Origin of the sequence: Micromonospora sp. DT53, from assembly GCF_049841535.1 — a bacterium.
Classification (GTDB): Bacteria; Actinomycetota; Actinomycetes; order Mycobacteriales; family Micromonosporaceae; genus Micromonospora.
In genome coordinates, this window is record NZ_JBNCKM010000004.1 from 354,211 (window position 1) to 375,563 (window position 21,353).

Annotated in this window: 24 protein-coding genes; 16 read left to right on the top strand and 8 right to left on the bottom strand. The window is 72.0% G+C overall.

Annotation, left to right across the window (positions count from 1 at the left end; all coding sequences use genetic code 11):
- The first annotated feature begins 16 nt into the window (after window positions 1-16).
- The gene (locus ACLQ3B_RS15865; RefSeq protein ID WP_425781407.1) at window positions 17-784 is read left to right on the top strand and encodes a phosphoglyceromutase; all 768 of its coding nucleotides are present in this window, start codon (window positions 17-19) and stop codon (window positions 782-784) included.
- Window positions 785-847: 63 nt separating this feature from the next.
- Here ACLQ3B_RS15865 and phoU read toward each other — a convergent pair whose 3' ends face one another.
- On the bottom strand, window positions 848-1,501 hold the full coding sequence (gene phoU / locus ACLQ3B_RS15870) for a phosphate signaling complex protein PhoU (RefSeq protein ID WP_425781409.1): 654 nt from the start codon (window positions 1,499-1,501) through the stop codon (window positions 848-850).
- 203 nt (window positions 1,502-1,704) lie between these two features.
- Between phoU and ACLQ3B_RS15875 the strand changes: the two genes are divergently transcribed.
- Window positions 1,705-2,988, top strand: a complete 1,284-nt coding sequence (locus ACLQ3B_RS15875) for a sensor histidine kinase (protein ID WP_425781411.1) — start codon at window positions 1,705-1,707, stop codon at window positions 2,986-2,988.
- A 24-nt stretch (window positions 2,989-3,012) separates the two neighbouring features.
- A complete protein-coding gene (locus ACLQ3B_RS15880) occupies window positions 3,013-3,696 on the top strand; it encodes a response regulator transcription factor (RefSeq protein ID WP_030329696.1) in 684 nt (227 codons plus the stop codon).
- A gap of 293 nt (window positions 3,697-3,989) precedes the next feature.
- Here the strand turns inward: ACLQ3B_RS15880 and ACLQ3B_RS15885 are convergent, their stop codons facing one another.
- On the bottom strand, window positions 3,990-4,115 hold the full coding sequence (locus ACLQ3B_RS15885; RefSeq protein WP_425781413.1) for a hypothetical protein: 126 nt from the start codon (window positions 4,113-4,115) through the stop codon (window positions 3,990-3,992).
- A gap of 21 nt (window positions 4,116-4,136) precedes the next feature.
- Window positions 4,137-4,934 carry a hypothetical protein gene (locus tag ACLQ3B_RS15890; RefSeq protein WP_425781702.1) on the bottom strand — a complete coding sequence of 266 codons (798 nt, stop codon included), beginning with the start codon at window positions 4,932-4,934 and terminating at the stop codon, window positions 4,137-4,139.
- A gap of 79 nt (window positions 4,935-5,013) precedes the next feature.
- Here ACLQ3B_RS15890 and ACLQ3B_RS15895 point away from each other — a divergent pair, with 79 nt between their 5' ends.
- A complete protein-coding gene (locus ACLQ3B_RS15895; protein WP_425781415.1) occupies window positions 5,014-5,958 on the top strand; it encodes a Ppx/GppA phosphatase family protein in 945 nt (314 codons plus the stop codon).
- A 75-nt stretch (window positions 5,959-6,033) separates the two neighbouring features.
- Window positions 6,034-6,840 (top strand): sugar phosphate isomerase/epimerase family protein, encoded by an 807-nt coding sequence (locus tag ACLQ3B_RS15900; RefSeq protein WP_425781417.1) that lies wholly within the window; start codon window positions 6,034-6,036, stop codon window positions 6,838-6,840.
- A 31-nt stretch (window positions 6,841-6,871) separates the two neighbouring features.
- Here the strand turns inward: ACLQ3B_RS15900 and ACLQ3B_RS15905 are convergent, their stop codons facing one another.
- From ACLQ3B_RS15905 to ACLQ3B_RS15915, 3 genes are read right to left on the bottom strand one after another with little or no spacing between them, the layout of a single operon-like run.
- Window positions 6,872-7,459: a CGNR zinc finger domain-containing protein gene (locus tag ACLQ3B_RS15905; protein ID WP_327042044.1), complete on the bottom strand. Its 588-nt coding sequence runs from the start codon at window positions 7,457-7,459 to the stop codon at window positions 6,872-6,874.
- 18 nt (window positions 7,460-7,477) lie between these two features.
- A complete protein-coding gene (locus tag ACLQ3B_RS15910) occupies window positions 7,478-8,644 on the bottom strand; it encodes a glutathionylspermidine synthase family protein (RefSeq protein WP_425781418.1) in 1,167 nt (388 codons plus the stop codon).
- Between the two features lies 1 nt (window position 8,645).
- Window positions 8,646-8,918, bottom strand: coding sequence for a hypothetical protein (locus ACLQ3B_RS15915; protein WP_307788271.1), 273 nt, complete (start codon window positions 8,916-8,918; stop codon window positions 8,646-8,648).
- 106 nt (window positions 8,919-9,024) lie between these two features.
- Between ACLQ3B_RS15915 and ACLQ3B_RS15920 the strand changes: the two genes are divergently transcribed.
- The 11 genes from ACLQ3B_RS15920 (at window position 9,025) to ACLQ3B_RS15970 (ending at window position 19,398) form a co-directional block, all read left to right on the top strand.
- Complete coding sequence (locus ACLQ3B_RS15920; RefSeq protein ID WP_327033823.1) at window positions 9,025-9,945, top strand: proline dehydrogenase family protein; 921 nt, start codon at window positions 9,025-9,027, stop codon at window positions 9,943-9,945.
- A gap of 106 nt (window positions 9,946-10,051) precedes the next feature.
- Window positions 10,052-10,852, top strand: a complete 801-nt coding sequence (locus tag ACLQ3B_RS15925) for an alpha/beta fold hydrolase (protein WP_425781421.1) — start codon at window positions 10,052-10,054, stop codon at window positions 10,850-10,852.
- Window positions 10,845-11,420 (top strand): TetR/AcrR family transcriptional regulator, encoded by a 576-nt coding sequence (locus ACLQ3B_RS15930; protein ID WP_425781423.1) that lies wholly within the window; start codon window positions 10,845-10,847, stop codon window positions 11,418-11,420. Before ACLQ3B_RS15925 ends, ACLQ3B_RS15930 begins: the two co-directional genes overlap by 8 nt.
- 69 nt (window positions 11,421-11,489) lie before the next feature.
- Window positions 11,490-12,779, top strand: a complete 1,290-nt coding sequence (locus ACLQ3B_RS15935) for a hypothetical protein (protein ID WP_425781425.1) — start codon at window positions 11,490-11,492, stop codon at window positions 12,777-12,779.
- A gap of 40 nt (window positions 12,780-12,819) precedes the next feature.
- On the top strand, window positions 12,820-14,211 hold the full coding sequence (locus ACLQ3B_RS15940) for an efflux RND transporter periplasmic adaptor subunit (protein ID WP_425781427.1): 1,392 nt from the start codon (window positions 12,820-12,822) through the stop codon (window positions 14,209-14,211).
- A complete protein-coding gene (locus tag ACLQ3B_RS15945) occupies window positions 14,208-15,155 on the top strand; it encodes an ABC transporter ATP-binding protein (protein WP_425781429.1) in 948 nt (315 codons plus the stop codon). Before ACLQ3B_RS15940 ends, ACLQ3B_RS15945 begins: the two co-directional genes overlap by 4 nt.
- On the top strand, window positions 15,152-16,336 hold the full coding sequence (locus tag ACLQ3B_RS15950) for an ABC transporter permease (RefSeq protein WP_425781431.1): 1,185 nt from the start codon (window positions 15,152-15,154) through the stop codon (window positions 16,334-16,336). The genes ACLQ3B_RS15945 and ACLQ3B_RS15950 overlap by 4 nt, the downstream gene beginning before the upstream one ends.
- Window positions 16,337-16,547: 211 nt before the next feature.
- A complete protein-coding gene (locus tag ACLQ3B_RS15955; protein ID WP_007465625.1) occupies window positions 16,548-16,757 on the top strand; it encodes a helix-turn-helix domain-containing protein in 210 nt (69 codons plus the stop codon).
- 270 nt (window positions 16,758-17,027) lie between these two features.
- On the top strand, window positions 17,028-17,129 hold the full coding sequence (locus ACLQ3B_RS15960; RefSeq protein ID WP_007465623.1) for a 30S ribosomal protein bS22: 102 nt from the start codon (window positions 17,028-17,030) through the stop codon (window positions 17,127-17,129).
- Window positions 17,130-17,251: 122 nt separating this feature from the next.
- The gene (locus ACLQ3B_RS15965) at window positions 17,252-18,328 is read left to right on the top strand and encodes an NAD-dependent epimerase/dehydratase family protein (RefSeq protein WP_425781433.1); all 1,077 of its coding nucleotides are present in this window, start codon (window positions 17,252-17,254) and stop codon (window positions 18,326-18,328) included.
- A 188-nt stretch (window positions 18,329-18,516) separates the two neighbouring features.
- Window positions 18,517-19,398: a lysophospholipid acyltransferase family protein gene (locus ACLQ3B_RS15970; RefSeq protein WP_425781704.1), complete on the top strand. Its 882-nt coding sequence runs from the start codon at window positions 18,517-18,519 to the stop codon at window positions 19,396-19,398.
- 31 nt (window positions 19,399-19,429) lie between these two features.
- On the opposite strand, the gene ACLQ3B_RS15975 is transcribed toward ACLQ3B_RS15970, so the two are convergent.
- Window positions 19,430-20,299: an HAD family hydrolase gene (locus ACLQ3B_RS15975; RefSeq protein ID WP_425781435.1), complete on the bottom strand. Its 870-nt coding sequence runs from the start codon at window positions 20,297-20,299 to the stop codon at window positions 19,430-19,432.
- Window positions 20,300-20,425: 126 nt separating this feature from the next.
- Window positions 20,426-21,295: a DUF5667 domain-containing protein gene (locus ACLQ3B_RS15980; protein ID WP_425781437.1), complete on the bottom strand. Its 870-nt coding sequence runs from the start codon at window positions 21,293-21,295 to the stop codon at window positions 20,426-20,428.
- Window positions 21,296-21,353 lie beyond the last annotated feature (58 nt).

Consider the following 21,353-nt stretch of genomic DNA (forward strand, 5'->3'; position numbering starts at 1 on the left):
AGGCAGGATGATCCGCATGACTGCGAGCGAAGGGCCCACCGTCGGGACGCTGGTCCTGCTGCGACACGGTGAGAGCGACTGGAATGCCAAGAACCTCTTCACCGGCTGGGTGGACGTCGACCTGACCGAGAAGGGCGAGGGCGAGGCGCGGCGCGGCGGGGAGCTGCTGCGCGAGCACAGCCTGCTGCCCGACGTCGTGCACACCAGCGTGATGCGCCGTGCCATCCGCACCGCCGAGCTGGCGCTCAACGCCGCCGACCGGCACTGGATCGCCGTGCGCCGGTCGTGGCGGCTCAACGAGCGCCACTACGGCGCCCTGCAGGGCAAGAACAAGAAGCAGACCCTCGACGAGTACGGCGAGGAGCAGTTCATGCTCTGGCGCCGGTCGTACGACACGCCACCGCCGCCGATCGACGACAACGACGAGTGGTCGCAGGTCGGTGACCCGCGCTACGCGCTGCTGCCGACCGAGCTGATGCCGCGCACCGAGTGCCTCAAGGACGTCGTCGACCGGATGCTGCCCTACTGGTACGACTCGATCGTGCCGGACATCCTGGCCGGCCGGACGGTGCTGGTGGCCGCGCACGGCAACTCGCTGCGCGCCCTCGTCAAGCACCTCGACCAGATCTCCGACGAGGCGATCGCCAAGCTGAACATCCCGACGGGCATCCCGCTGCGCTACGACCTCGACCCGCACCTGCGCCCGCTCACCCTGGGCGGCACCTACCTCGACCCGACCGCTGCGAAGGCAGCCGCCGCGGCGGTGGCCAACCAGGGCCGCTGAGCCACCAGCAAAGGGGCCCCTCGTCATCGCGGACAGCGATGCGAGGGGCCCCTTCCCTGCCGGTCAGTTGCTGCTGGGTGAGCTCTCCCCGGTGATCAGGTAGATCACGTGCTCGCCGGCGTTGACCGCGTGGTCGGCGAAGCGCTCGTAGAAGCGGCCCAGCAGGGTGGCGTCGATCGCCGTCTCCACCCCGTACGGCCAGTCGTCGCCGAGCAGCACCGCGAACAGGTTCTTGTGCAGCTCGTCCATGGCGTCGTCGTCGCGGTCCAGTTCGCCGGCAAGGTCGGCGTCGGGCTTCGCCAGCACCGAACCGATCTTCACGGCCATCCGGTCGGCGATCTCGGACATCTCGGTGAAGACGGTCCGCAGCTCGGCCGGGACGGCGGGGGAGGGGTGCCGGCGCAGCGCGGTCTTCGCCACGTGCTCGGCGAGGTCGCCCATCCGCTCCAGGTCAGCGGCCACGTGCAGCGCGGTGATCATCGCCCGGAGGTCGGAGGCGACCGGCGCCTGTCGGGCGAGCAGGTCACAGACCCGCTCCTCGACGTGCCGGTAGAGGTCGTCGATCTCGGCGTCCCGCTCGATGACCGTCTCGGCGGCCTGCCGGTCGGCGGTGAGCAGGGCCCGGGTGGCCTGGCGCATGGCGGCGCGGACGCCCTCCGCCATGTCCACCAGCAGTTGGCTGACGATCTGGAGGTCGGCCCGGAACTCGTCGCGCATCATCACGTCCTGTGGTCGGTCGCCGCCGACGGGTGCCGGCGCAGGGGTTGAGCAGGTGCGACGCCAACGGTAGGGCGCGCGGGCGGATGCCGGATGAACCACGGTGAACGACGCCAGACGTGGGGGTGAACACTTCCGTAAGTGAGGGTAGTTCGTCCCGTTCTGTGTGGTAGCCAGGTTAACAATGACCCTACGATCGCCGGGTGGAGTGGGCGATGGCGGTCGTGGTGGCCGTGGCGTTGGTGGCCGGGATGGCCGCCGGTCTGCTGCTGCCCCGGTTCCTGCCGAGGCGGGACGGTCGCTCCACGTCGACAGGGAGCGTCAGCTTCCGCTGGAGCAGGGGGAGGCCCGCGATAGCCGACGAGCAGCAGGCCGGGCTCGGCCGCCGGACGATCGACTCGCTCCGGGCCGGTGTCGTGGTTCTGGACAACGACGACGTCCCCGTGCTGATCAACCCGGCCGCCCGCGCGATGGGGCTCCTGCGTACCGGCAGCACCCCCGGCTCGATCGCCGCGCACCCGCTGATCCGTACCCTTGCCGGCCAGGTGCGACGCACCGGCGTGCGGCGCGAGATCGAGCTGGACCTGCCCCGGGGTCGCGACAGCGCGGGGGAGAACCCGCTCGGCGTGCACCTGCGGGCGATGGGTCTCGGCAACGGCGTCATCGCGGTCGAGGCGGTCGACGTGACCGAGTCGCACCGGCTGACCCGGGTACGACGCGACTTCGTGGCCAACGTGAGCCACGAGCTCAAGACCCCGATCGGGGCCCTGCAACTGCTCGCCGAGGCGTTGCTGGACGCGACCGAGCCGGCCGACGCCGCGGCCCCCGACCTCTCCGAGGATTTGGTGGCGGCCCGCCGGTTCGCCGAACGGATCCAGCACGAGTCGACCCGGTTGGGCCGGTTGGTGCAGGAGTTGCTGGAGCTGACCCGGTTGCAGGGGGCGGAGCCGCAGCCACCACCGGAGCCGGTCGCGCTGGACTGGGTGATCGCCGAGGTGGTCGACCGGACCCGCACCACAGCCTCCGCCCGGGGTGTCGCGGTGGCCGTGGACGGGCAGCGTGGTCTCACCGCGTACGGCAGCGACTCCCAACTCGCCACGGCGGTGGCGAACCTGGTGGAGAACGCCATCAACTACTCCGGCGAGGACACCACGGTGCGGGTGACCCTCCGGGGCGACGACGAGCACGTCGAGGTCGCCGTCGCCGACCAGGGCATCGGTATCGCCCCCACCGACGTGGACCGGATCTTCGAGCGGTTCTACCGGGCCGACCAGGCCCGCTCGCGTGCCACCGGCGGCACCGGGCTCGGCCTGGCGATCGTGAAACACATTGCGAGCAACCATGGCGGACGGGTCGAGGTGTCGAGCACTCTTGGTGGTGGATCGACGTTCACCCTCCGGCTGCCCGCCAGTCCACCGGACGACCTCCTGGCGACACTGCCGCCGGTTGGGATCGACTCCGGTCCGACTGGGCTACGGCAGGTCTGACAGCAAATGGAAAGGAAATCCCCGTTGAGCCGCGTTCTCGTGGTCGAGGACGAGGAGTCGTTCTCCGACGCCTTGTCGTACATGCTCCGTAAGGAGGGCTTTGAGGTTTCGGTCGCCGCGACCGGCACCGACGCCCTCACCGAGTTCGACCGGACCGGCGCCGACATCGTGCTGCTCGACCTGATGTTGCCGGAGATGTCGGGAACCGAGGTCTGCCGGCAGTTGCGGCAGCGCTCCGCCGTGCCGATCATCATGGTCACCGCCCGGGACAGCGAGATCGACAAGGTGGTCGGGCTGGAGATCGGCGCCGACGACTACGTCACGAAGCCGTACTCGCCGCGGGAACTGGTCGCCCGGATCCGGGCGGTGCTGCGCCGGCAGAGCCCGGAGGTGGCTGAGGCGGGCGCGCCGACGCTGGCCGCCGGCCCGGTGCGGATGGACATCGAGCGGCACGTGGTGACCGTCGACGGCGGGGCCGTGCAGCTGCCGCTGAAGGAATTCGAACTGCTGGAGCTGCTGCTGCGCAACGCGGGCCGGGTGCTCACCCGCGGCCAGCTCATCGACCGGGTCTGGGGTGCCGACTATGTCGGTGACACCAAGACGCTGGACGTGCACGTCAAGCGGCTGCGTTCCAAGATCGAGCCGGAGCCGTCCGCGCCGCGCTTCATCGTGACGGTCCGGGGTCTGGGCTACAAGTTCGAGCCGTGATCGGCGTACCCGGAGGGGGTCTGCGCTCGACGCAGGCCCCCTCCGGCCTGTCCGGACGGCGGCTGGGGTGTGTCCTCCTCCGCCTGTAGAGCTGCCCCGGGTGTGGGGCGGCGCAAGCGCGTGGCGCTCGTCAGGGCTGAAGAGGCGCGCCGCTCGGCGCCCCATTGTTGGGGCAGCTCTACAGGTAGTGGGGATGGGCCGGCATGCCGGCAGCCGACGCACGAAATCCATTGTGGCGAGCCTGCGGGCGATGCCGGCCACGTCAGCGAGCGTGGGATAACGGACGACTGTCATCACTCCGCCAGGCGAGCGAGCGGCGTGGCGTGGCGTTCGATGATCTCGTCCGCGAGATCGCCGAGCTCCTTGGCGTTGCGCCGGGTCAGGTAGTCGTCGATCGCGGTGACGACGACGGCGTGCACCGGCCGCGCTACCAAGATCCGTCAGAGTTCGTCGGCGGGGTGCGGGGCGACCAGGCCCTGCTTCACCCGGGCGGCGCACAGCTCGGCCAGCCGCTCGTACGCGGCAGCGCCGATCAGGGCGGTCAACTCCGGCCCGTACGACAGGTACATCGGCTCGGTGCCGACGTGCGCGTCCGTCGAGGAGGTGCACCACCAGTCCAGGTCGTGCCCGCCGGCGCCCCAGCCCCGCCTGTCGAACTCGGACAGGGTGGAGACCAGCACCTTGCTGTCGTCCGGCCGTTTCACCCAGTCCTGATCTCGGCGGATCGGCAGCTGCCAGCAAACGTCCGGCTTGTATTCCAACGGGTGCACCCCGTCGCGCAGCGCCTGCGCGTGCAGGGCGCAACCGCCCCCGCCAGCGAAGTCGGCGTCGTTGAGGAACACGCACGGACCGTCGGCGCCCTGGGTGGCGGTGCGGCGGGCCGGGCTCTTGCCGTCGATGGTGTCCTCGTCGGTCCAGTTCTTGAACCCGCGCCGGAAATGCTGCCAGGTCGACGGGGCGAGCCGCCGGACGGCGTTGCGAACCCGCTTCTCGTCGTCCGAGTCGGTGAAGAACGCCCCGTGCGAGCAGCAACCGTCGGCGGCGCGGCCGGCGATGATCCCGTGGCAGCCCTTGCCGAAGATGCAGGTCCAGCGGGAGAGCAGCCAGGTCAGGTCGGCCCGGATCAGGTGCGTCTCGTCGGCCGGGTCGCTGAACTCGATCCACTCCCGAGGGAAGTCCAGAGGCACCTCGCGGCTGCGCGGGTCACCCGGGTCGTCCACCAGCACACGGAGCTCCATCGTCACCCGGCCCAGCGTACGCGCGGTGACGTCCGCAGGCCGGTGAGCCGCGCAAACGTGTTGCCCTATGGTCTTCACCATGCGACTGGGTGTCCTCGACGTCGGATCCAACACGGTCCACCTCCTCGTGGTGGACGCGCACCACGGCGCGCACCCGTGGCCCGCGCATTCCGAGAAGGTGGTGCTCCGGCTGGCCGAGCAGATCGGCCCCGACGGCGCGCTGACCGAGGCGGGTGCGGACGGCCTGGTCAAGGCAGTGGGCATGGCCAAGGCGGCGGCCGCCGGGCTGGAGGCCGACGACCTGATCGCGTTCGCCACGTCCGCGGTACGTGACGCCACCAACGCGGCCGAGGTGCTGGCCCGGGTCTGGGACGAGACCGGCGTACGCCTGGCGGTGCTCTCCGGGGCGGACGAGGCGCGGATGACGTTCCTGGCCGTACGGCGGTGGTTCGGCTGGTCGGCGGGGCGGCTGTTGGTGCTGGACATCGGTGGTGGCTCGTTGGAGATCGCCGCCGGCATCGACGAGGACCCGGACGTCGCGGTCTCCCTGCCGCTCGGGGCCGGTCGGCTGACCCGCGAGCGGCTGCGGGTCGATCCGGGCAGTGCGGCACCGCCGTCGGCGGAGGCCGTCGACAAGCTTCGGGAGTACGTGGACGGCCGGTTGGACAAGGTCGTCGACCAGATGACGGAGGTGGGCTGGGGTCGGGCGGTGGCCACCTCCAAGACGTTCCGCACCCTGGCTCGACTGGCCGGGGCGGCCCCGTCCGGTTCCGGGCTGTGGGTGCGACGCAGCCTGACCCGGGCCGGCCTGCGGCAGGTCATCGGCTTCATCCGGCACATCCCGCCGGCGCAGTTGATGGAACTGGAGGGGGTCAGCACGGGTCGGGCCCACCAGTTGCTGGCCGGTGCCGTGGTCGCCGAGGCGGTGATGCGCCGCCTGGATCTGGACTCGCTGGACATCTGCCCGTGGGCGCTGCGGGAGGGCGTCATCCTCCGCCGGCTGGATCAACTCGAACCGATCTGACCCGGCCGCCGTTTTCGGTCGGTTTGCCGGCGCTCGTCACGATGCCTACTGCGCTGTCGGGCTACGCTGGCGGATGTGACTTCCCGCGTTCCCGTGCTCCTGTCCAGCTCGTCGGTCTTTCCCGAGCCGACCGCGGCGGCGTTCCAACTGGCCGCGGCGCTCGGCTACGACGGCGTCGAGGTGATGGTCTGGACCGACGTGGTCAGCCAGGACGCCGGCGCGCTCCGCGGCCTCTCCACGCACTACGGCGTCCCGGTGCTCTCGGTGCACGCGCCCTGCCTGCTGGTCACCCAGCGGGTGTGGAGCCCGGACCCGTGGCAGCGCCTGCGCAAGGCCGCGGAGCTGGCCGAGACGCTTGGCGCGCCGACAGTCGTGGTGCACCCACCGTTCACCTGGCAGCGGGACTACGCGCGCAACTTCACCGAGGGTCTGGCCACGGTCGCGGACCGGTTCAGCGGGCTGCGCTTCGCGGTGGAGAACATGTACCCGGTGCGGATGGCGGGTCGGCAGTTCGTCCCGTACGTGCCCGGCTGGGATCCGACCGACGCCGGCTACCCGTCGTACACCCTGGATCTGTCGCACTGCGCGGCTTCGCACAGCGACCCCCTGGAGATGGCCGACCGGATGGGCGCCGGGTTGGCGCACGTGCACCTCGGTGACGGCACCGGCGAGGGCCGCGACGAGCACCTGGTGCCCGGGCGGGGCACCCAGCCCTGCGGGGAGCTGCTCTCCTCGCTGGCCGGCAGGGGTTTCACCGGGGCGGTGGCGGTGGAGGTCGCCACCCGGGGCGCGAAGAGCCGCGCCGTGCGCGAGGCGGACCTGCGCACCGCCCTGGAGTTCGCCCGCCAGCACCTGACCGCGTCGTCACCTGTCGACGCCTGACCCGTCCGCCTACGACGGGCGGTCGGCGGTGTCAGCTGACCGGCGAGAGGGAGTCGACGGCGGAGGTCGGCTGCGGGGCGACCGGCACCTGCTCGCCGACCGCCGCCCGCTTGCGGGCCCGGTGCGCCGCGACGTGCGAGCGGGTGGCGCAGCGCTCCGAGCAGAACCGCCGGCAGCAGTTGGACGACGTGTCCAGGTAGACGTTGCCGCACCGCTCGTCGGCGCAGACCCCGAACCGGGCGCTGCCATACTCGCAGAGCCAGACCGACAGCCCCCAGACCGCGCCGGCCAGGTATTCGGCACTGACCGAGGCGCCCCGACTGGTCACGTGCATGTGCCAGTCGCTGGAGTCGTGCCCGGAGATGCGCGGCTGCACCGGGAACGCCTCAAGCAGCGCGTTCAGCTCGGTGACCGCCTGGCCATCCCGCCCCGAGGTGCCGTACTCGAAGACGTCGCGCAGCCGTTTCTGCGCCCGGCGGAAAATCGCGACGTCCCGGTCCGCGACCTCGTCGCGCATCCAGGCGTTCTCGTCGGGGAAGAGGGCCCGCAGGTCGTCGAGGTCGTCCAGGCGGGCGTTGACCAGGTCAACGCCGGTCCGGGCGTACGCGTCGAAGTTCACGCCCCAACGGTAGACGACTCAGAGGGTGCGCGGCGCGTCGATGTAGTGCGGAAGGAACCGCGCGTAGCCGTCGGTGATCAGACTCGCGCTCTCCCGCACACCGACGCCCGCCGACTCGCCGTCGACGATCCAGCTGCCCAGCACCATCCGGTTGCCGGCGAACTGTGGCAACGCCCGGAACTCCTGGTAGCACCAGCCCTCGTCACCGTAGATCCCCGGGTTGGTGATCTCCTCCTCGGCGGTGACGATGCGTACCGATCCGCCCTCGCGGCCGAGCAGTGGCTTGGCGACGTACTCCGGCATCCCGCGCGGCGAGTCCAGGTACGCCGGGAGCAGGTACTCGTGGCCGGGGTACAGCTCCCAGAGGACCGCGAGCAGCGCCTTGTTGGAGAGCAGCAGCTTCCAGGCCGGCTCGATCCAGGTGGTCGGGGTGCCCGGGGCCAGGGCCGCCGGCCCGTACGGCTCGGCCAGCATCCACTCCCACGGGTAGAGCTTGAAGCAGGTGGTCACCGGGCGGTCGTCGGCGTCGACGAAGCGTCGGCCGTCCCAGCCGATCTCCTGGATGGGCTGGAGTTCGACGGTCAGGCCGGCCTGCCGGGCGGTCTCGGCGAGGTAGCCGGCGGTCATGTGGTCCTCGCCGGACTCCTCCTCGTTCGACCAGAGCACGTGCACCAGGGGGTCGTGCAGCCCGGCGCCGATCTTGGCCCAGGCGCCGACCAGCCGCTCGTGCAGGCTGTTCCACTGGTCCAGCTCCGGCCGGGTCTGCTCCAGCCAGTACCACTGGATGATGCTCGCCTCGACCAGCGCGGTGGGGGTGTCCGCGTTGTACTCCAACATCTTCGGGGGCCAGGTGCCGTCGTACGCGAGGTCGAAGCGCCCGTACAGGGTCGGTGGCGCCTCGCGTAGCGACCGGGCCACCGCCTCGGCCGCCCACTCCGGGATGCCGAAGTCGGCGTACCGGCGCGTTGCCACCACGTGCTCGGCGGCGGCCACCGACATCCGGTGCAACTCCTCGGTGGCCTCCTCCAGCCGCAGCACCTCGTCCAGGTCGAAGACGTACGCGGCGGTCTCGTCCCAGTACGACATGATCCCGCCGTCGGGCAGCTCGGTGTCGACGTAGACAAGCCCCTGCGAGCGGATGGTGGCGTCCCAGTCGGGGCGCGGCGTGACCGTCTCGCGGCGCACGTCAGCCGCCGCAGGCGGCGAGGTGGGTGCCGAACCCGCCGCGTTCGGGCAGGGCCGCGGTGGTCGGCTCCGGGGCGGTGCGACCGGCGGCCGGGTCGGTGACCCGCATCGCCAGCGCCACGGTTTCGCCGCCGCCGACCGGCCCGAGGGCGCAGTCGTCGTCATCGTCGTCGTCCGAGGTCATGTTGCAGCCGGAGAGGGCGAGCGCCAGAGCGGTGAGCGCGCCGAGTTGCACGGAGGCCGACCGGAGCCGGCGGCGGGGGCGTTGGTCCACGGCATCGTTGTAGCCGATCGACGCCACCGCCGCCGCCCCGCCCCCGGGTCGAACTGCCCCCGCCGCCCCTCGGCGGGGGCCCTGGCAGGGGCGTTACGCTCGGCTCATGCTCCGTTCCGTCATCCTCGCCGCCTCCCGGTCATCCCAGGTCGAGCGGCTCGTAGCGACCGCCCCGTACACCCGGGACGTCGTCCGCCGGTTCGTCGCCGGCGCCGCCACCGACGACGCGTTGCGCGCGACCCGCGAACTCGTCGACGACGGCCTCGCGGTCACCCTCGACCACCTCGGTGAGGACACTGTCCGCCCCGAGCAGGCCACCGCCACCCGGGACGAATACCTGAAACTGCTGAAGATGCTCGCCGCCGCGGGGCTCACCCCGGCCGCCGAGGTGAGCGTGAAGCTTTCCGCCCTCGGCCAGATGTTCGACGAGCAGTTGGCGTACGACAACGCGCGGGCGATCTGCGCGGCGGCCGACGCGGCGGGCACCACTGTCACCCTGGACATGGAGGACCACACCACCACGGACTCGACGCTGGAGGTGCTGAGCCGGCTGCGCAAGGACTTCCCGTCGACCGGCGCGGTGCTCCAGGCGTACCTGCGTCGGACCGAGTCGGACTGCCGGGAGCTCTCCTCGGCCGGGTCGCGGGTGCGGCTGTGCAAGGGCGCCTACAAGGAGCCGGAGTCGGTGGCGTACCAGTCGGCCCGTGAGGTGGACAAGTCGTACGTCCGCTGCATGAACATCCTGATGTCCGGCGACGGGTACCCGATGTTGGCCACCCACGACCCTCGGATGATCGCCATCGGTGAGGACCGGGCGCGGTGGTTCGACCGGGGGCCGGAGCGCTTCGAGTTCCAGATGCTCTACGGCATCCGTCCCGAGGAGCAGGCCCGGCTGGCCGGCGAGGGTTACACCGTGCGCACCTACGTCCCGTACGGCGACGAGTGGTACGGCTACCTGATGCGCCGGCTCGCCGAGCGCCCGGCCAACCTGGTCTTCTTCGGCCGCGCCCTGATCTCCAAGAAGTAGTTCTTCCGGTTCGGCCGACGGGCCGGCGGCGACCCCTCGGGTCACCGCCGGCCCGTTTCACGTATTCGGCTTGCCAATTCTAGCTAAGTACCTTAGCTTTAAGGCTATGAGAACTAGCCAGGTGCGGCGGGACGGCGGACACATCGCGTACGAGACGCAGGGCGATGGGCCGTTGGTGGTCCTCGTGCACGGCATGGGCGAGAACAGGGCGAGCTTCCGGCACCTCGTGCCCCTGCTGGTGGCCGCCGGTCATCGGGTCGCCTCGGTCGACGTCCGGGGGCACGGCGAGTCCAGCACCGGCTGGCCCACGTACGCCCCGGCGGAGGTCGGCGCGGACCTGCTGGCGGTGGTCCGCGACCTCGACGCCGGTCCGGCCGTGCTGGTCGGCAGCTCGTCCGCCGCGGCCGCGGCGGTCTTCGCCGCCACCGACGCGCCCGAGCTGGTCACCGGCATCGTGCAGATCGGCGCGTTCGTCGGTCAGCCGAAGCTCAAGCCGCTGCTGCGGATGGCGATGTGGTCCGTGCTGCACAGCCCCAGACTCTTCGGGATGTTCCACAACAGCCTGTTCCCGGCGCACCGACCCGCCGACGACGCGGCCTACCGCCGCGCCATGGTGGCCAACCTGCGTGAGCCCGGCCGGATGGCCGCGACGCGCGGTGTGATCGCACCGGCCGAGCCGCACTGGACCGCCCGCGCCCCGCAGGTGCGGCAACCGGTGCTGGTGCTGATGGGATCAAAGGACCCGGACTTCCCCGACCCGGGAGCCGAGGCGCGGGCCGCCCGGCGACTCTTCGGCACCGCCGAGGCCCGCATGATCGAGGAGTCCGGCCACTACCCGCACGCCGACCAGCCGCAGCGCACCGCCGAGGAACTGCTCGGCTTCCTGGCGGTCTGCGCCGGTGCCTAGGGTCGGTCTCAACCAGCAGACCGTCGTACGGGAGGCGGCCCGGCTGGCCGACGAGGTCGGCTTCCAGCAGTTGACCCTCGCCGCGCTCGCCAGCCGGCTCGGCGTCGCGTTGCCCAGCCTCTACAAACACGTGCGGGGGGCCGACGCACTGGTCCAGAAGCTTGCCGCCCTGGCCACCGCCGAGCTGGCCACCGAGATGACCACCGCCGCCGTCGGCCGCTCCGGTGGCGACGCGCTCCGAGCGATGGCAGCCGCCTACCGCGACTACGCCCACCGGCATCCGGGCCGCTACCCGACGACCCAGCGGGTCCCCGACCCGGCCGACCCGGAGCACGTCGAGGCGGGCGAACGCGCCGTCGGCGCCATCTTCGCGGTGTTGCGCGGGTACGGGCTCACCGGTGACGACGCGGTGGACGCTACCCGCGCTCTGCGCAGCGCCCTGCACGGCTTCGTGACCCTGGAGGCCGCGGGCGGTTTCGGCCTGCCCCGCGACGTCGACCGCTCGTACCACCAGTTGGTCGCGAGCATGGACATCTCGTTCCGCTCCTGGCCGGCTGCCGGCGGGTGAGCGGGCGGCCGGACCGATCGGCCCGGGGCGGCCTCGCCGCATCCAGGTAGTGGTCGTACCCTTCGGCGGGTGACTGACGAGGTGCAGCAGCCAGCACCACGGCGGCTCTGGCCGCTGTGGACGGTTCTCGTGGTGGTCGTCCTGCTGCTGGGCTGCGGCCTGCCGGCAGCGCTCGTCGTCGGAGTGATCCGGGAGACAGGCGCGCGCCCCACCGTCAGCCGGGTTGGCGCCTCGGCGGCCGACGATCCGGCCACCGCCGTGGCCCGCGGGTTGTCCGACCGGATCACCGCCCAGCTCCACAGGCAGTCCGCGGCACTGCTCGGCGGCGACCGCGCCGGGTTCCTCGCCGTCGCCGATCCCGCCGCCCACAACGACCTGCGTCGACGCTTCGCCGCACTACGCGAGCTCAAGGTGACCGGCTGGCGAGCCGAGCCGAGCGGCCTGCCCGTGCCGATCATCGGCAAGCCCGGCGAGTGGCGGCTGCTGGTGCGCTTCCAGTACTGCTTCGTCACACCGAACTGCCGGCCCAGCCCGGTGCTGATCGGCACCCGGTGGCGGGAGAACGGTGACCAGCCCCGGATGGTCGCCATGGAGGAATCCAAGTCGGTGGAGACCGGCACCCGACCGTGGGAGATCAGCGACCTGGCGGTCGCCATCGGCGCGCGGACCATCGTCGCCACCACCCCGGCACTGCGCGGCAAACTGCCCGGCCTGCTCGCGCAGGCCGAGGCTGCGGCGAAGGTCGCCGACGGGTACGCGGTGACCGGATCACCGCCGGACCGATACCGGATCTTCTACGCCGGGCGCACCGAGTGGCAGCGCTGGTACGGCGGGGAGCGCCCAGAATGGACCGGCGGTTACGCGGTGACCGTGGGCGGCGGCCACCACGAGGTGGTGCTCAACGCCGAGGGGCTCTCCAACAGCGGCACCGACGACCTGCTCCGACACGAGCTGACCCACGCGGCGTCGTTGCCGGAGCGCGGCTACCCGGGCAAGATCACCTGGTGGTTGGTGGAGGGCCTGGCCGAGTTCGCCGGTGCCGGCGGCCAGGCGGTCGACAGGTACGAGGGCATCGCCGACGTCCGCAAGCTGATCCGGGGCGGCTGGGACGGCAAGTTGGAGGGCATCAACCCCGCCGACGATGCCTCCGCCGAACGGGTCGCCGCCAGCTACGGCATCGGCTACCTGGCCGTTCGGCACCTCGTCGACAGGTACGGGCCGCTGCGGCTGCTGACGTTCTTCAAGACCGTTGTGCACGACGGCAGGACCATCGACGCGGCCTCCGAGAAGGCGTTCGGCGAGCAGTGGTCGACGCTGCACGACGAGTGCGTCGCGTACGTCCGCGCCACCGCGGCCTGACGCAGCTCGGGGGCGGTGCGCCGGTGCGTACCATCGATGGGTGCGCCGTCCTCAGTCACCACGGCCCGCGAGCACCACGCGGCCCCGCCTGCTCGTCGCCCTGACCGCCGTCGTCGTCCTCACCGTCCTCACCGCCACCACCGCCGCCTCCTGCGGCGACGAAGAGCCCGATCTCGCGCTGGCGTCGGCCGCCCGCAACCCGGTCACCGAGGTGATCGACGCCCCGGCCACGGTGACCGCGCGCGCCGCCGCCACCCTGACCGCTCCCGCCGACGGCACCCTGTCCAGCCTGCGCGTCCAACCAGGACAGCGGGTCAAGCGCGGTCAGGTGCTGGCCGTGGTCGACTCACCGAACGCGCAACAGCGCCTCCGGCAGGCGAAGGAGGCGCTGACCGCCGCGAAGCGGGCCGGCCGAGGCGTCGGGGCGGGCAGCCTGACCAGCAGTCGACGCGGCACCGACAAGGCCGCCGACGAGGCGTTCGACGCGGCCCGCAAGGCCGCCGAGAAGATCGCCGACCCGCAGTTGCGGGACGCGCTGCTGACCCAGGTGACGTCCGCGCAACACCAGTACGCGGCCGCCGCGCGCAGCGCCGACCAGGCGGTTCGTGCGGTGCAGCGGGGGATCAACGGGTTGAGTTCCGCCGTCGGCGCGCTCTCCGCGGCGCAGCGGCTACAGGCCCAGCAGGCGTACGACCTGGCGAAGGCGACGGTCGACGCGCTGACCCTGCGTGCTCCGATCGCCGGGGTGGTGCAGCCCGGCGGCACCCGGGCCGCTGGTGGCGCGAACGGGGGCCTGGCCGGGCTGTTGGAGCAGGCCGGTGGGGCCGGCCTCGACCCGTCCGTGCTGGCCCCCAGCCAGGGCGGACCACCGGCCGGCGTGGACGACGCGGTCGCGGTCGGCGCTCAGGTCACCGCCGGCACGCCGGTGTTGACCGTGGTGGACACCGGGCAGTTGGGTCTGCTCGCCGAGGTGGACGAGACCGACGTGCTGTTGGTCAAGGCCGGTGTGCCGGCCACTGTCGAGTTGGACGCCGTGACCGGCGCCGGCTACGACGCCGTCGTCCGGTCGGTCGACGTGCTCCCCACCAGCTCCGCGCAGGGCGGGGTCACCTATCGGGTACGCCTCGCGCTGGGTGCCGGGAAGCTGGCCGAGGACGAGCCGGCCCCGACGCCCCGCCCCGGCATGAACGCGATCGTGCACCTACGGGTACGCGAGGCCGTCGACGCGGTGACCGTCCCCGCCTCGGCGGTGTTCTCCGCCGACGGCCGGGACACCGTCTGGGTGGTCCGTGACGGTAAGGCGGGCCGGGCGTCGGTGACGGTGGGCGTCCAGGGGTCCGACCTGGTGCAGATCCTCAACGGCGTGCAGCCCGGCGACCAGATCGTGGTGCGCGGCGCCGACCAGGTCCGCGACGGCCAGGAAGTCCAGTGAGCGAATCCGCCGTCGCAGATCCGCCGGCAGGGGAGCGGGTTCCGGCCATCGAGGCGGTGGACGTGTCCCGGACGTACCAGCTCGACGGGGTGTCGGTGGAGGCGCTGCGCGGGGTGTCGCTGACCGTGCAGCCGGGGGACTACGTGGCCCTGGTCGGCCCGTCCGGCTCGGGAAAGTCGACACTCATGCACCTCCTCGGTGGCCTGGACCGGCCCACCGGTGGTCGGCTGGTGATCGGCGGGCGGGACGTCAACGCCCTCGCCCCGCCGGAGATGGCGACCCTGCGCAACGAGACGATCGGCTTCGTCTTCCAGGCGTTCCACCTGCTGCCGCGTACGTCGGCGGTGGAGAACGTGGCGTTGCCCCTGGTCTATCGGGGGGTGTCGGCCCGGCAGCGGCGGGAGCGGGCGGCGGCGATGCTCGGCCGGGTCGGCCTCGGGCACCGGCTCGACCACCGGCCCAACCAGATGTCCGGCGGTGAGCAGCAGCGGGTGGCGATCGCCCGCGCGCTGGTCACCGAGCCGACGGTGCTGCTGGCCGACGAACCAACCGGCAACCTGGACAGCGTCACCGGCGCCGCCGTGCTGGAGCTGTTGGAGCAGTTGAACGCGGAGTCCGGGGTCGCGCTGGTGATGGTCACCCACGACCAGGAGGTGGCGGCCCGCGCCCACCGCCGGATCACCATGCGCGACGGGGTGGTCGTGGCGGACAGCGCCGCGAGCGCAGACCCGGCGAGCGCGGACGACGCCGACCCGCGCTCCGCCCATGATCGACCGCTGTCCGTTGATCACGGTCGACCTGCGACACTGGTCCCCGCTCCCAGCGCGGAGCCCCGGTCCGCGTCCGGAAGCGGTCCGGGGCACCCGTCCGGTGGCTCCGGTGGCGCCGCCGGAGCCACCGGGCGCCTTCCGCACGAGGTCGAGCGACCCGGAGGTACGGCGTGAGGATCGCCGAGGCGTGGCGGGTGGCGCTGGACGCCCTACGGGCCAACCGGCTGCGCAGCGCGCTGACCATGCTCGGGGTGATCATCGGGGTGGCGTCGGTGGTCCTGCTGGTGGCCATCGGCACCGGCACCAAGCAGAAGGTCGAGCAACAGGTCGAGGGCCTCGGCTCGAACCTGCTGCTTATCGTCCCCGGCCGGATCGAGGTGGGCAACGCGCCTGTCGTCTCGCCGCTGACCCTCAAGGACGTGGACGCCGTCACCCGGGTGGTCGGCGACCCCGACCGGGTGGCGGTCACCGTCGCCTCCGGGGCGACCGCACGGGCCGGCGCCCGCTCCGACTTCACCACTGTGCAGGGCGTCCTGGAGACGACCCCGGTGGTGTTCACCCGGTCGCTGGCGCGGGGACGCTATCTCACAGGCGCCGACGTGGACACCAGCCGACGGGTGGCGGTGCTCGGCGACTCGGTCGCCCGTGCGCTCTTTCCCGACCGGGACCCGCTCGGCCAGCAGGTGGCGCTGGCCGGGGTGCGGTTCCGGGTGATCGGTGTGTTCGCGCCCCTCGGGCAGAGCCTCGGCGTCGACCGGGACGACGAGGTGCACGTGCCGGTGACCGCCGCGCAGCGTCTCTGGGGCACCCAGCGGGTCGACGGCATCGCGGTGAAGGCACCGGACCGGGAGCGGATCGACGAGTTGGGCGAACGGATCGTCGCCGAGCTGAACCGCCGTCACCCGGACACCGAGTTCAGCGCCGTCACCCAGCAGCAGATCCTCGGCGTGCTCGGCGACATCCTCGGTGTCCTCACCGGCGTGCTGGCCGCCATCGCCGGCATCTCGCTGCTCGTCGGTGGCGTCGGCGTCTCCAACATCATGCTGGTCAGCGTGCGGGAACGGACCCGGGAGATCGGGCTGCGCAAGGCCGTCGGCGCGCGTCCCCGCGACATCGGCGTGCAGTTCCTGCTGGAAGCGGTACTCCTCACCACGATCGGCGGGCTCACCGGAATGGCGCTGGGCGTGGGAACCGCACTGCTTGTCGACGCGCTGTCGCCCATTCCGGCCGCGATCACCTGGTGGTCGCTGGCGCTCGCCTTCGGCGTGTCGGCGGTGGTGGGCATCGTCTTCGGGGTGGTTCCCGCCCAGCGCGCCGGCCGTCTCGACCCGGTGGTCGCGTTGCGCACCGAATGAGCACCGCCGGACAACCGGACGACGGACGCGGACGGGCGGATACCGGGAGCACGGATCGGGTGAACCGACCACCGAAACATGATCAGTTGCAGGAAGGGATCGCGCCGGTCACAACCGTCCCGCTACCGTACTGATAACACGCGCGTCGCCGGCTCGGCCCGGAGCATCCGTCGGGTTGGCACGCGCCGGGCATGGGATGGGTCGGTGAGCCATGGCCGGGTCACAGTCCGACGGACGGCTGTCGGAGGTCAAGTTCCTGACCGTCGCGGAAGTGGCGACGGTCATGCGGGTGTCAAAGATGACTGTCTATCGCCTGGTGCACAGCGGTGAACTCACCGCCGTCCGGGTCGGCCGGTCATTCCGGGTGCCCGAGCATGCGGTGCACGAATATCTCCGGGGCGCCTTTCAGGAGACCGCCTGAGCCACCACACCGCCCTCCGATTGCCGGCTGACCGGCATCGGTGGGCGTAGGGAGTGGGCTTGCGCGCGCCGCAGTCGCGAGCCGAAGGCAGCCGCGACGGGGGCGCGTTGGTCCGGCTGACGCCCTCCGGCTACCCTGGAGCCCGACCGAGACCCCACCGGTGCGCCCCGCCGCCCAGACTGGTCCGGTCCGTTGTCCGCAAGCGGTCGCCGTCGCCACCTGCGTGGTGTCATCCGGTCCGCCCCGCACGTTGTATCGAAAGGCTGTCGTATGGGCTCGGTGGTCAAGAAGCGCCGTAAGCGCATGGCTAAGAAGAAGCACCGCAAGCTGCTGCGCAAGACCCGCGTCCAGCGTCGCCGTCTCGGCAAGTGATCGCCGCCGGGCTCTCTGCCCGGCGTTCGGCGTCACTTGCCAAACTGTCGACCTCCGGAGGCTCAGGTGATCAGGCCGTGGTCGTCCCGGCTCGGTCCATCCTGCCGGGGTAGGTGCGTCAGATGACCCCCGGTGGCACCTCAGGTGCCCCGGGGGTCGTCGTCGTCACCGGAGTAGGCCGTTACCTGGGTGCCCACGTGGCGGCCCGACTGGCCGCCGACCCGCGCATCGAACGGGTCATCGGGGTCGACGCACCGGACTCCGGCACCGAGTTCACCGACCTACTGGACCGGGTCGAACGGATCCGCGTCGACAACGGTTCGCTCGGCGGCCTCCTCGCCGACCTGGACGTCGACGCGGTGGTGCACCTCGCGCTCGTCACCTCACCCGACCCGCAGCACGGTGGCCGGTCCGCGATGAAGGACCAGAACGTCATCGGCAGCATGCAGATGCTCGCCGCCTGCCAGCGGGCCCCCCGGCTGCGCAAGCTCGTGGTCCGCTCGTCGACCGCCGCGTACGGGGTGTCGTTCCGGGATCCGGCGGTCTTCACCGAGGAGACCGAGCCCCGCGAGGTGCCGCGCGGCGGTTTCGGCCGCGACATCCTCGACCTTGAGGGGTACGTCCGTGGCTTCCGCCGCCGCCGGTCCGACGTGACCGCCACGGTGCTGCGCTTCGCCCCGTTCATCGGCTCGACCGCCGACACCACGCTGACCCGCTACTTCTCGCAGCCGTTCGTGCCGACCGTGTTCGGCCGCGACCCGCGTCTGCAGTTCCTGCACTTCGACGACGCGTTGGAGGTGCTGCACCGGTCGATCGTGGAGGACCATCCCGGCACGTACAACGTCGCCGGCCCCGGGGTGCTGTCGCTGTCCCAGGCGATCCGGCGCGCGGGTCGGGTGGCCGTGCCGGTGCTGGAGCCGGGTCTGTCCGGGGCCGCCGCGCTGGCCCGCACCATGGGCTTCGGCCGTTACGGCCTGGACCAGGTCGATCTATTCGTGCACGGCCGGGTGGTCGACACCAGCCGGCTCGAGCAGGAGTACGGCTTCACGCCCCGGTCGACCGCCGCGGCGTTCGAGGACTTCATCCGCGCCCATCACGGTGGGGTGGTGGTCACCCGGGATCAGTTGGCCACCGCCGAGCAACTCGTCCTGGACGGCATCCGGCAGGTCCGCTCAGCGGTACGGGAGCGGAAGTCATGAGCGGGCCGGAGGAGCGGCGCGACCCGCAGTCGGTCGGGCGTTTCGACGTACCCCAGCAGGTGCCCGCGCCGGACGCGGAGCCGGCGCGGCGCAACGGACATCGACCGGCCGCGCAGGCCGCCCCGACGCCGACGCCGACCCCGACGCCGCCCCCCGCCCCGACGTCGGCCGACGAGGTCGACGCCGGGATGCCCGGTGGCACCGAGCCGGCGGTCGCGGACCGGCCCGGGGACCACTGGGACCGCAAGGTCGCGAACGGGTTGGCGTTTCTGCGCCGACGGCTCTCCGGTGACTACGAGGTCGACGAGTTCGGCTTCGACTCCGAGTTGACCGACGCGGTCTTCCACCCGCTGCTGCGGTTGCTCTACCGGGACTGGTTCCGCACCGAGGTCAGTGGGGTGGAGCACGTGCCCCTGGACGGCCCCGCCCTGGTGGTCGGCAACCACTCCGGGACAGTGGCACTGGACGCCCTGATCCTCTCGGCGGCGCTGCACGACAAACACCCGGCCCACCGCTACCTGCGGCTGCTCGGCGCCGACCTGGTCTTCCGGATGCCTGTGGTCTCCGAGTTGGCCCGCAAGACCGGCGGCACGGTGGCCTGCAACCCGGACGCCGAGCGGCTGCTCGGCGGCGGCGATCTGGTCGGTGTCTTCCCGGAGGGCTTCAAGGGCGTCGGCAAGCTCTACGCCGACCGCTACAAGCTGCAACGCTTCGGGCGGGGCGGGTTCGTCTCGGCGGCGCTGCGCACTGGCACCCCGATCGTGCCGGTCGCCATCGTCGGCGGCGAGGAGATCTACCCGATGCTCGCCGACATCAAGCCGCTGGCGCGGCTGCTGAAGTTGCCCTACTTCCCGGTCACGCCGACGTTCCCGCTGCTCGGCCCGCTGGGCATGGTGCCGCTGCCCAGCAAGTGGCTGATCGAGTTCTGCCCGCCGATCCCCACCGCCCACCTGACCGACTCGGCGGACGACCCGCTGGTGGTCTTCAACCTCGCCGACCAGGTGCGGGAAACCATCCAGCAGACCCTGCACACGCTGCTGGAACGACGGCCCGACCCGTTCGGCCCCTAGGGCGTCCAGTCGGCGCGGCGGCTGGGACGCCTCAGCCGGTGCGGCGGCGGCGCTGCAGGGCCAGGCCGGCGGTGACCGCGCCGGCGACGAGCCCGGCCGCCGCGGTCGACGGTACGGCGATCTTGACCGCTCGGCGGCCGGTGCGGAAGTCCCGCACCTCCCAGCCGTGCTGGCGGGCCTGCCGCAGCAGGGCGCCGTCCGGGTTGACGGCCACCGCCCGGCCCACCGCGCGGAGCAGCGGCAGGTCGTTCGCCGAGTCGCTGTAGGCCGCGCAGCGGGCCAGGTCGAGCCCTTCCACCGCGGCGAGTTGGGTGACCGCCTCGGCCTTGGCCGGTCCGTGCATCAGGTCCCCCACCAACCGCCCGGTGTACGCCCCGTCCACCACCTCGGCGACGGTGCCGATGGCACCGGTCAGGCCGAGCCGGGCAGCGATCACCCGGCCGATCTCGACGGGGGCGGCGCTGACCAGCCAGACCCGCTGACCGGCGTCCAGGTGACGCTGAGCGAGCTGGTGGGTGCCGACCCAGATCCGGGGGGCCATCATCTCGTCGAAGATCTCCTCGGCGAGGTGTTCGACCTCGTTGACCCGCCAGCCCTGGACGAAGGCCAGCGCCGCCTCCTTGGCGAGAGACATGTCACCGGCGTGCTCCCGGGCCAGCAGCCGGAAGCGGAGCTGCTGCCAGGCGAATCGGGCCAGGTCGGCGGTGGTCACGTAGTTCCGGGAGGCGAGCCCACGGGCGAACCAGTAGATCGACGCGCCCTGCATCATTGTGTTGTCCACGTCGAAGAACGCCGCGGCGGTCGGGTCGGGTGCGCTGACCGGGGCCAGGTCGGTTTCCGCCCAGCCCGCGGTGTGCCCCTCGGTGTCGGTGCTCACCGTCACCTTACGGCTACGCGCCACACGATTCCCTTCCTCACCGGTACGACGGATGCTCCCTTGCGAGGGTATCCGCCGCAGACGGTCGACCGGCCGGGCACACAGCGAACTGTGGCGCGGCCGGTCGGACGTGCGGTATGGGGGCGCGGGTCAGCGAGCCCCGGGGCAGGCGCTCGGGGCCGGGCCGAGGGCGTCGCTGGCGGTCGGTGCCGGCAGCCCGCAGGCGATCGCCGCCCGTAGGCCGTCCGAGCGTTCCCGGATGTCGTCCAGCAGCAACAGCGACCGCTGGGTCCGGTCCCGGTCGACGCGGGTGCTCCCGTCGAGCAGACCGCGTACGACCCGGCGCTGGCTCGACACGAAGGCGTTGAGAGTGTCCAGGCTGCCCGGCTCGGCTCGCTGCACCGCGGCCGAGGTCAGCAGGCGAACTCCCTGCCGGGTGTCGGCGTCCATGTCGTCGAGGACCGCGCTGTAGCCGATCCGGTCACCGCGCAGCTTGGCGGCTTCGCCGAGTCGGGTCCGGGCGAAGTCCAGGAAGAGCTGGCCTCGGCTGATGTCCGAGCTGGCCAGGGCGAGCTGTGCCCGTTCGGTGGAGCGCTTCATGCCGTACAGTGCGTCACCGGGCACCGCGTTCTCGCTGGCGGCGGAGATCCCGGAGACGGCGATGGCCCCGGCGGCGATGCCGACCAGGATCGCGCCCCGAGCTCGGGCCCGCCGGGCGGTTGCCGCCGGCAGTAGCCGCCCGCGGGTGGTCGTGGCGGCTGGCTCGCTGACCGCCGCTGGTGTGGTGCCCAGCCCTTCCCGCTCGGCGGTCGCGAGCAGCATCGCTCGCAGGCCGGTGCGGAAGTCCTGGTCCACCTCGACAGCCGGGGGGTCGACGCTGAGCCGCTGACCCACTGCGACGAGCGGTGCGAGTTGACCGTCCACGCGAGATCGCACGTGGTGTCGCCGAGCGCCGTTGGCCTCGTCGAGAAGCTGCGCGAAGCGCTCCGCGCGCCGGCGGGAGAAGAGGGTGCTGTCCACCGCAGGCACCTCCTCTCGCTGGTCACGGCCGGTCGGCCGCCGTCGTTGCCAGCGACCG

What these genes read in the sequence shown, in the direction of transcription:
- ACLQ3B_RS15960 (WP_007465623.1), top strand. Translation starts at nt 17,028, where the DNA reads ATGGGCTCGGTGGTCAAGAAGCGCCGTAAGCGCATGGCTAAGAAGAAG.
- ACLQ3B_RS15895 (WP_425781415.1), top strand. Translation starts at nt 5,014, where the DNA reads ATGCGACTGGGTGTCCTCGACGTCGGATCCAACACGGTCCACCTCCTC.
- ACLQ3B_RS15920 (WP_327033823.1), top strand. Translation starts at nt 9,025, where the DNA reads ATGCTCCGTTCCGTCATCCTCGCCGCCTCCCGGTCATCCCAGGTCGAG.
- ACLQ3B_RS15865 (WP_425781407.1), top strand. Translation starts at nt 17, where the DNA reads ATGACTGCGAGCGAAGGGCCCACCGTCGGGACGCTGGTCCTGCTGCGA.
- ACLQ3B_RS15965 (WP_425781433.1), top strand. Translation starts at nt 17,252, where the DNA reads ATGACCCCCGGTGGCACCTCAGGTGCCCCGGGGGTCGTCGTCGTCACC.
- ACLQ3B_RS15970 (WP_425781704.1), top strand. Translation starts at nt 18,517, where the DNA reads ATGCCCGGTGGCACCGAGCCGGCGGTCGCGGACCGGCCCGGGGACCAC.
- ACLQ3B_RS15890 (WP_425781702.1), bottom strand. Translation starts at nt 4,934, where the DNA reads ATGGAGCTCCGTGTGCTGGTGGACGACCCGGGTGACCCGCGCAGCCGC.
- ACLQ3B_RS15925 (WP_425781421.1), top strand. Translation starts at nt 10,052, where the DNA reads ATGAGAACTAGCCAGGTGCGGCGGGACGGCGGACACATCGCGTACGAG.
- ACLQ3B_RS15955 (WP_007465625.1), top strand. Translation starts at nt 16,548, where the DNA reads ATGGCCGGGTCACAGTCCGACGGACGGCTGTCGGAGGTCAAGTTCCTG.
- phoU (WP_425781409.1), bottom strand. Translation starts at nt 1,501, where the DNA reads ATGCGCGACGAGTTCCGGGCCGACCTCCAGATCGTCAGCCAACTGCTG.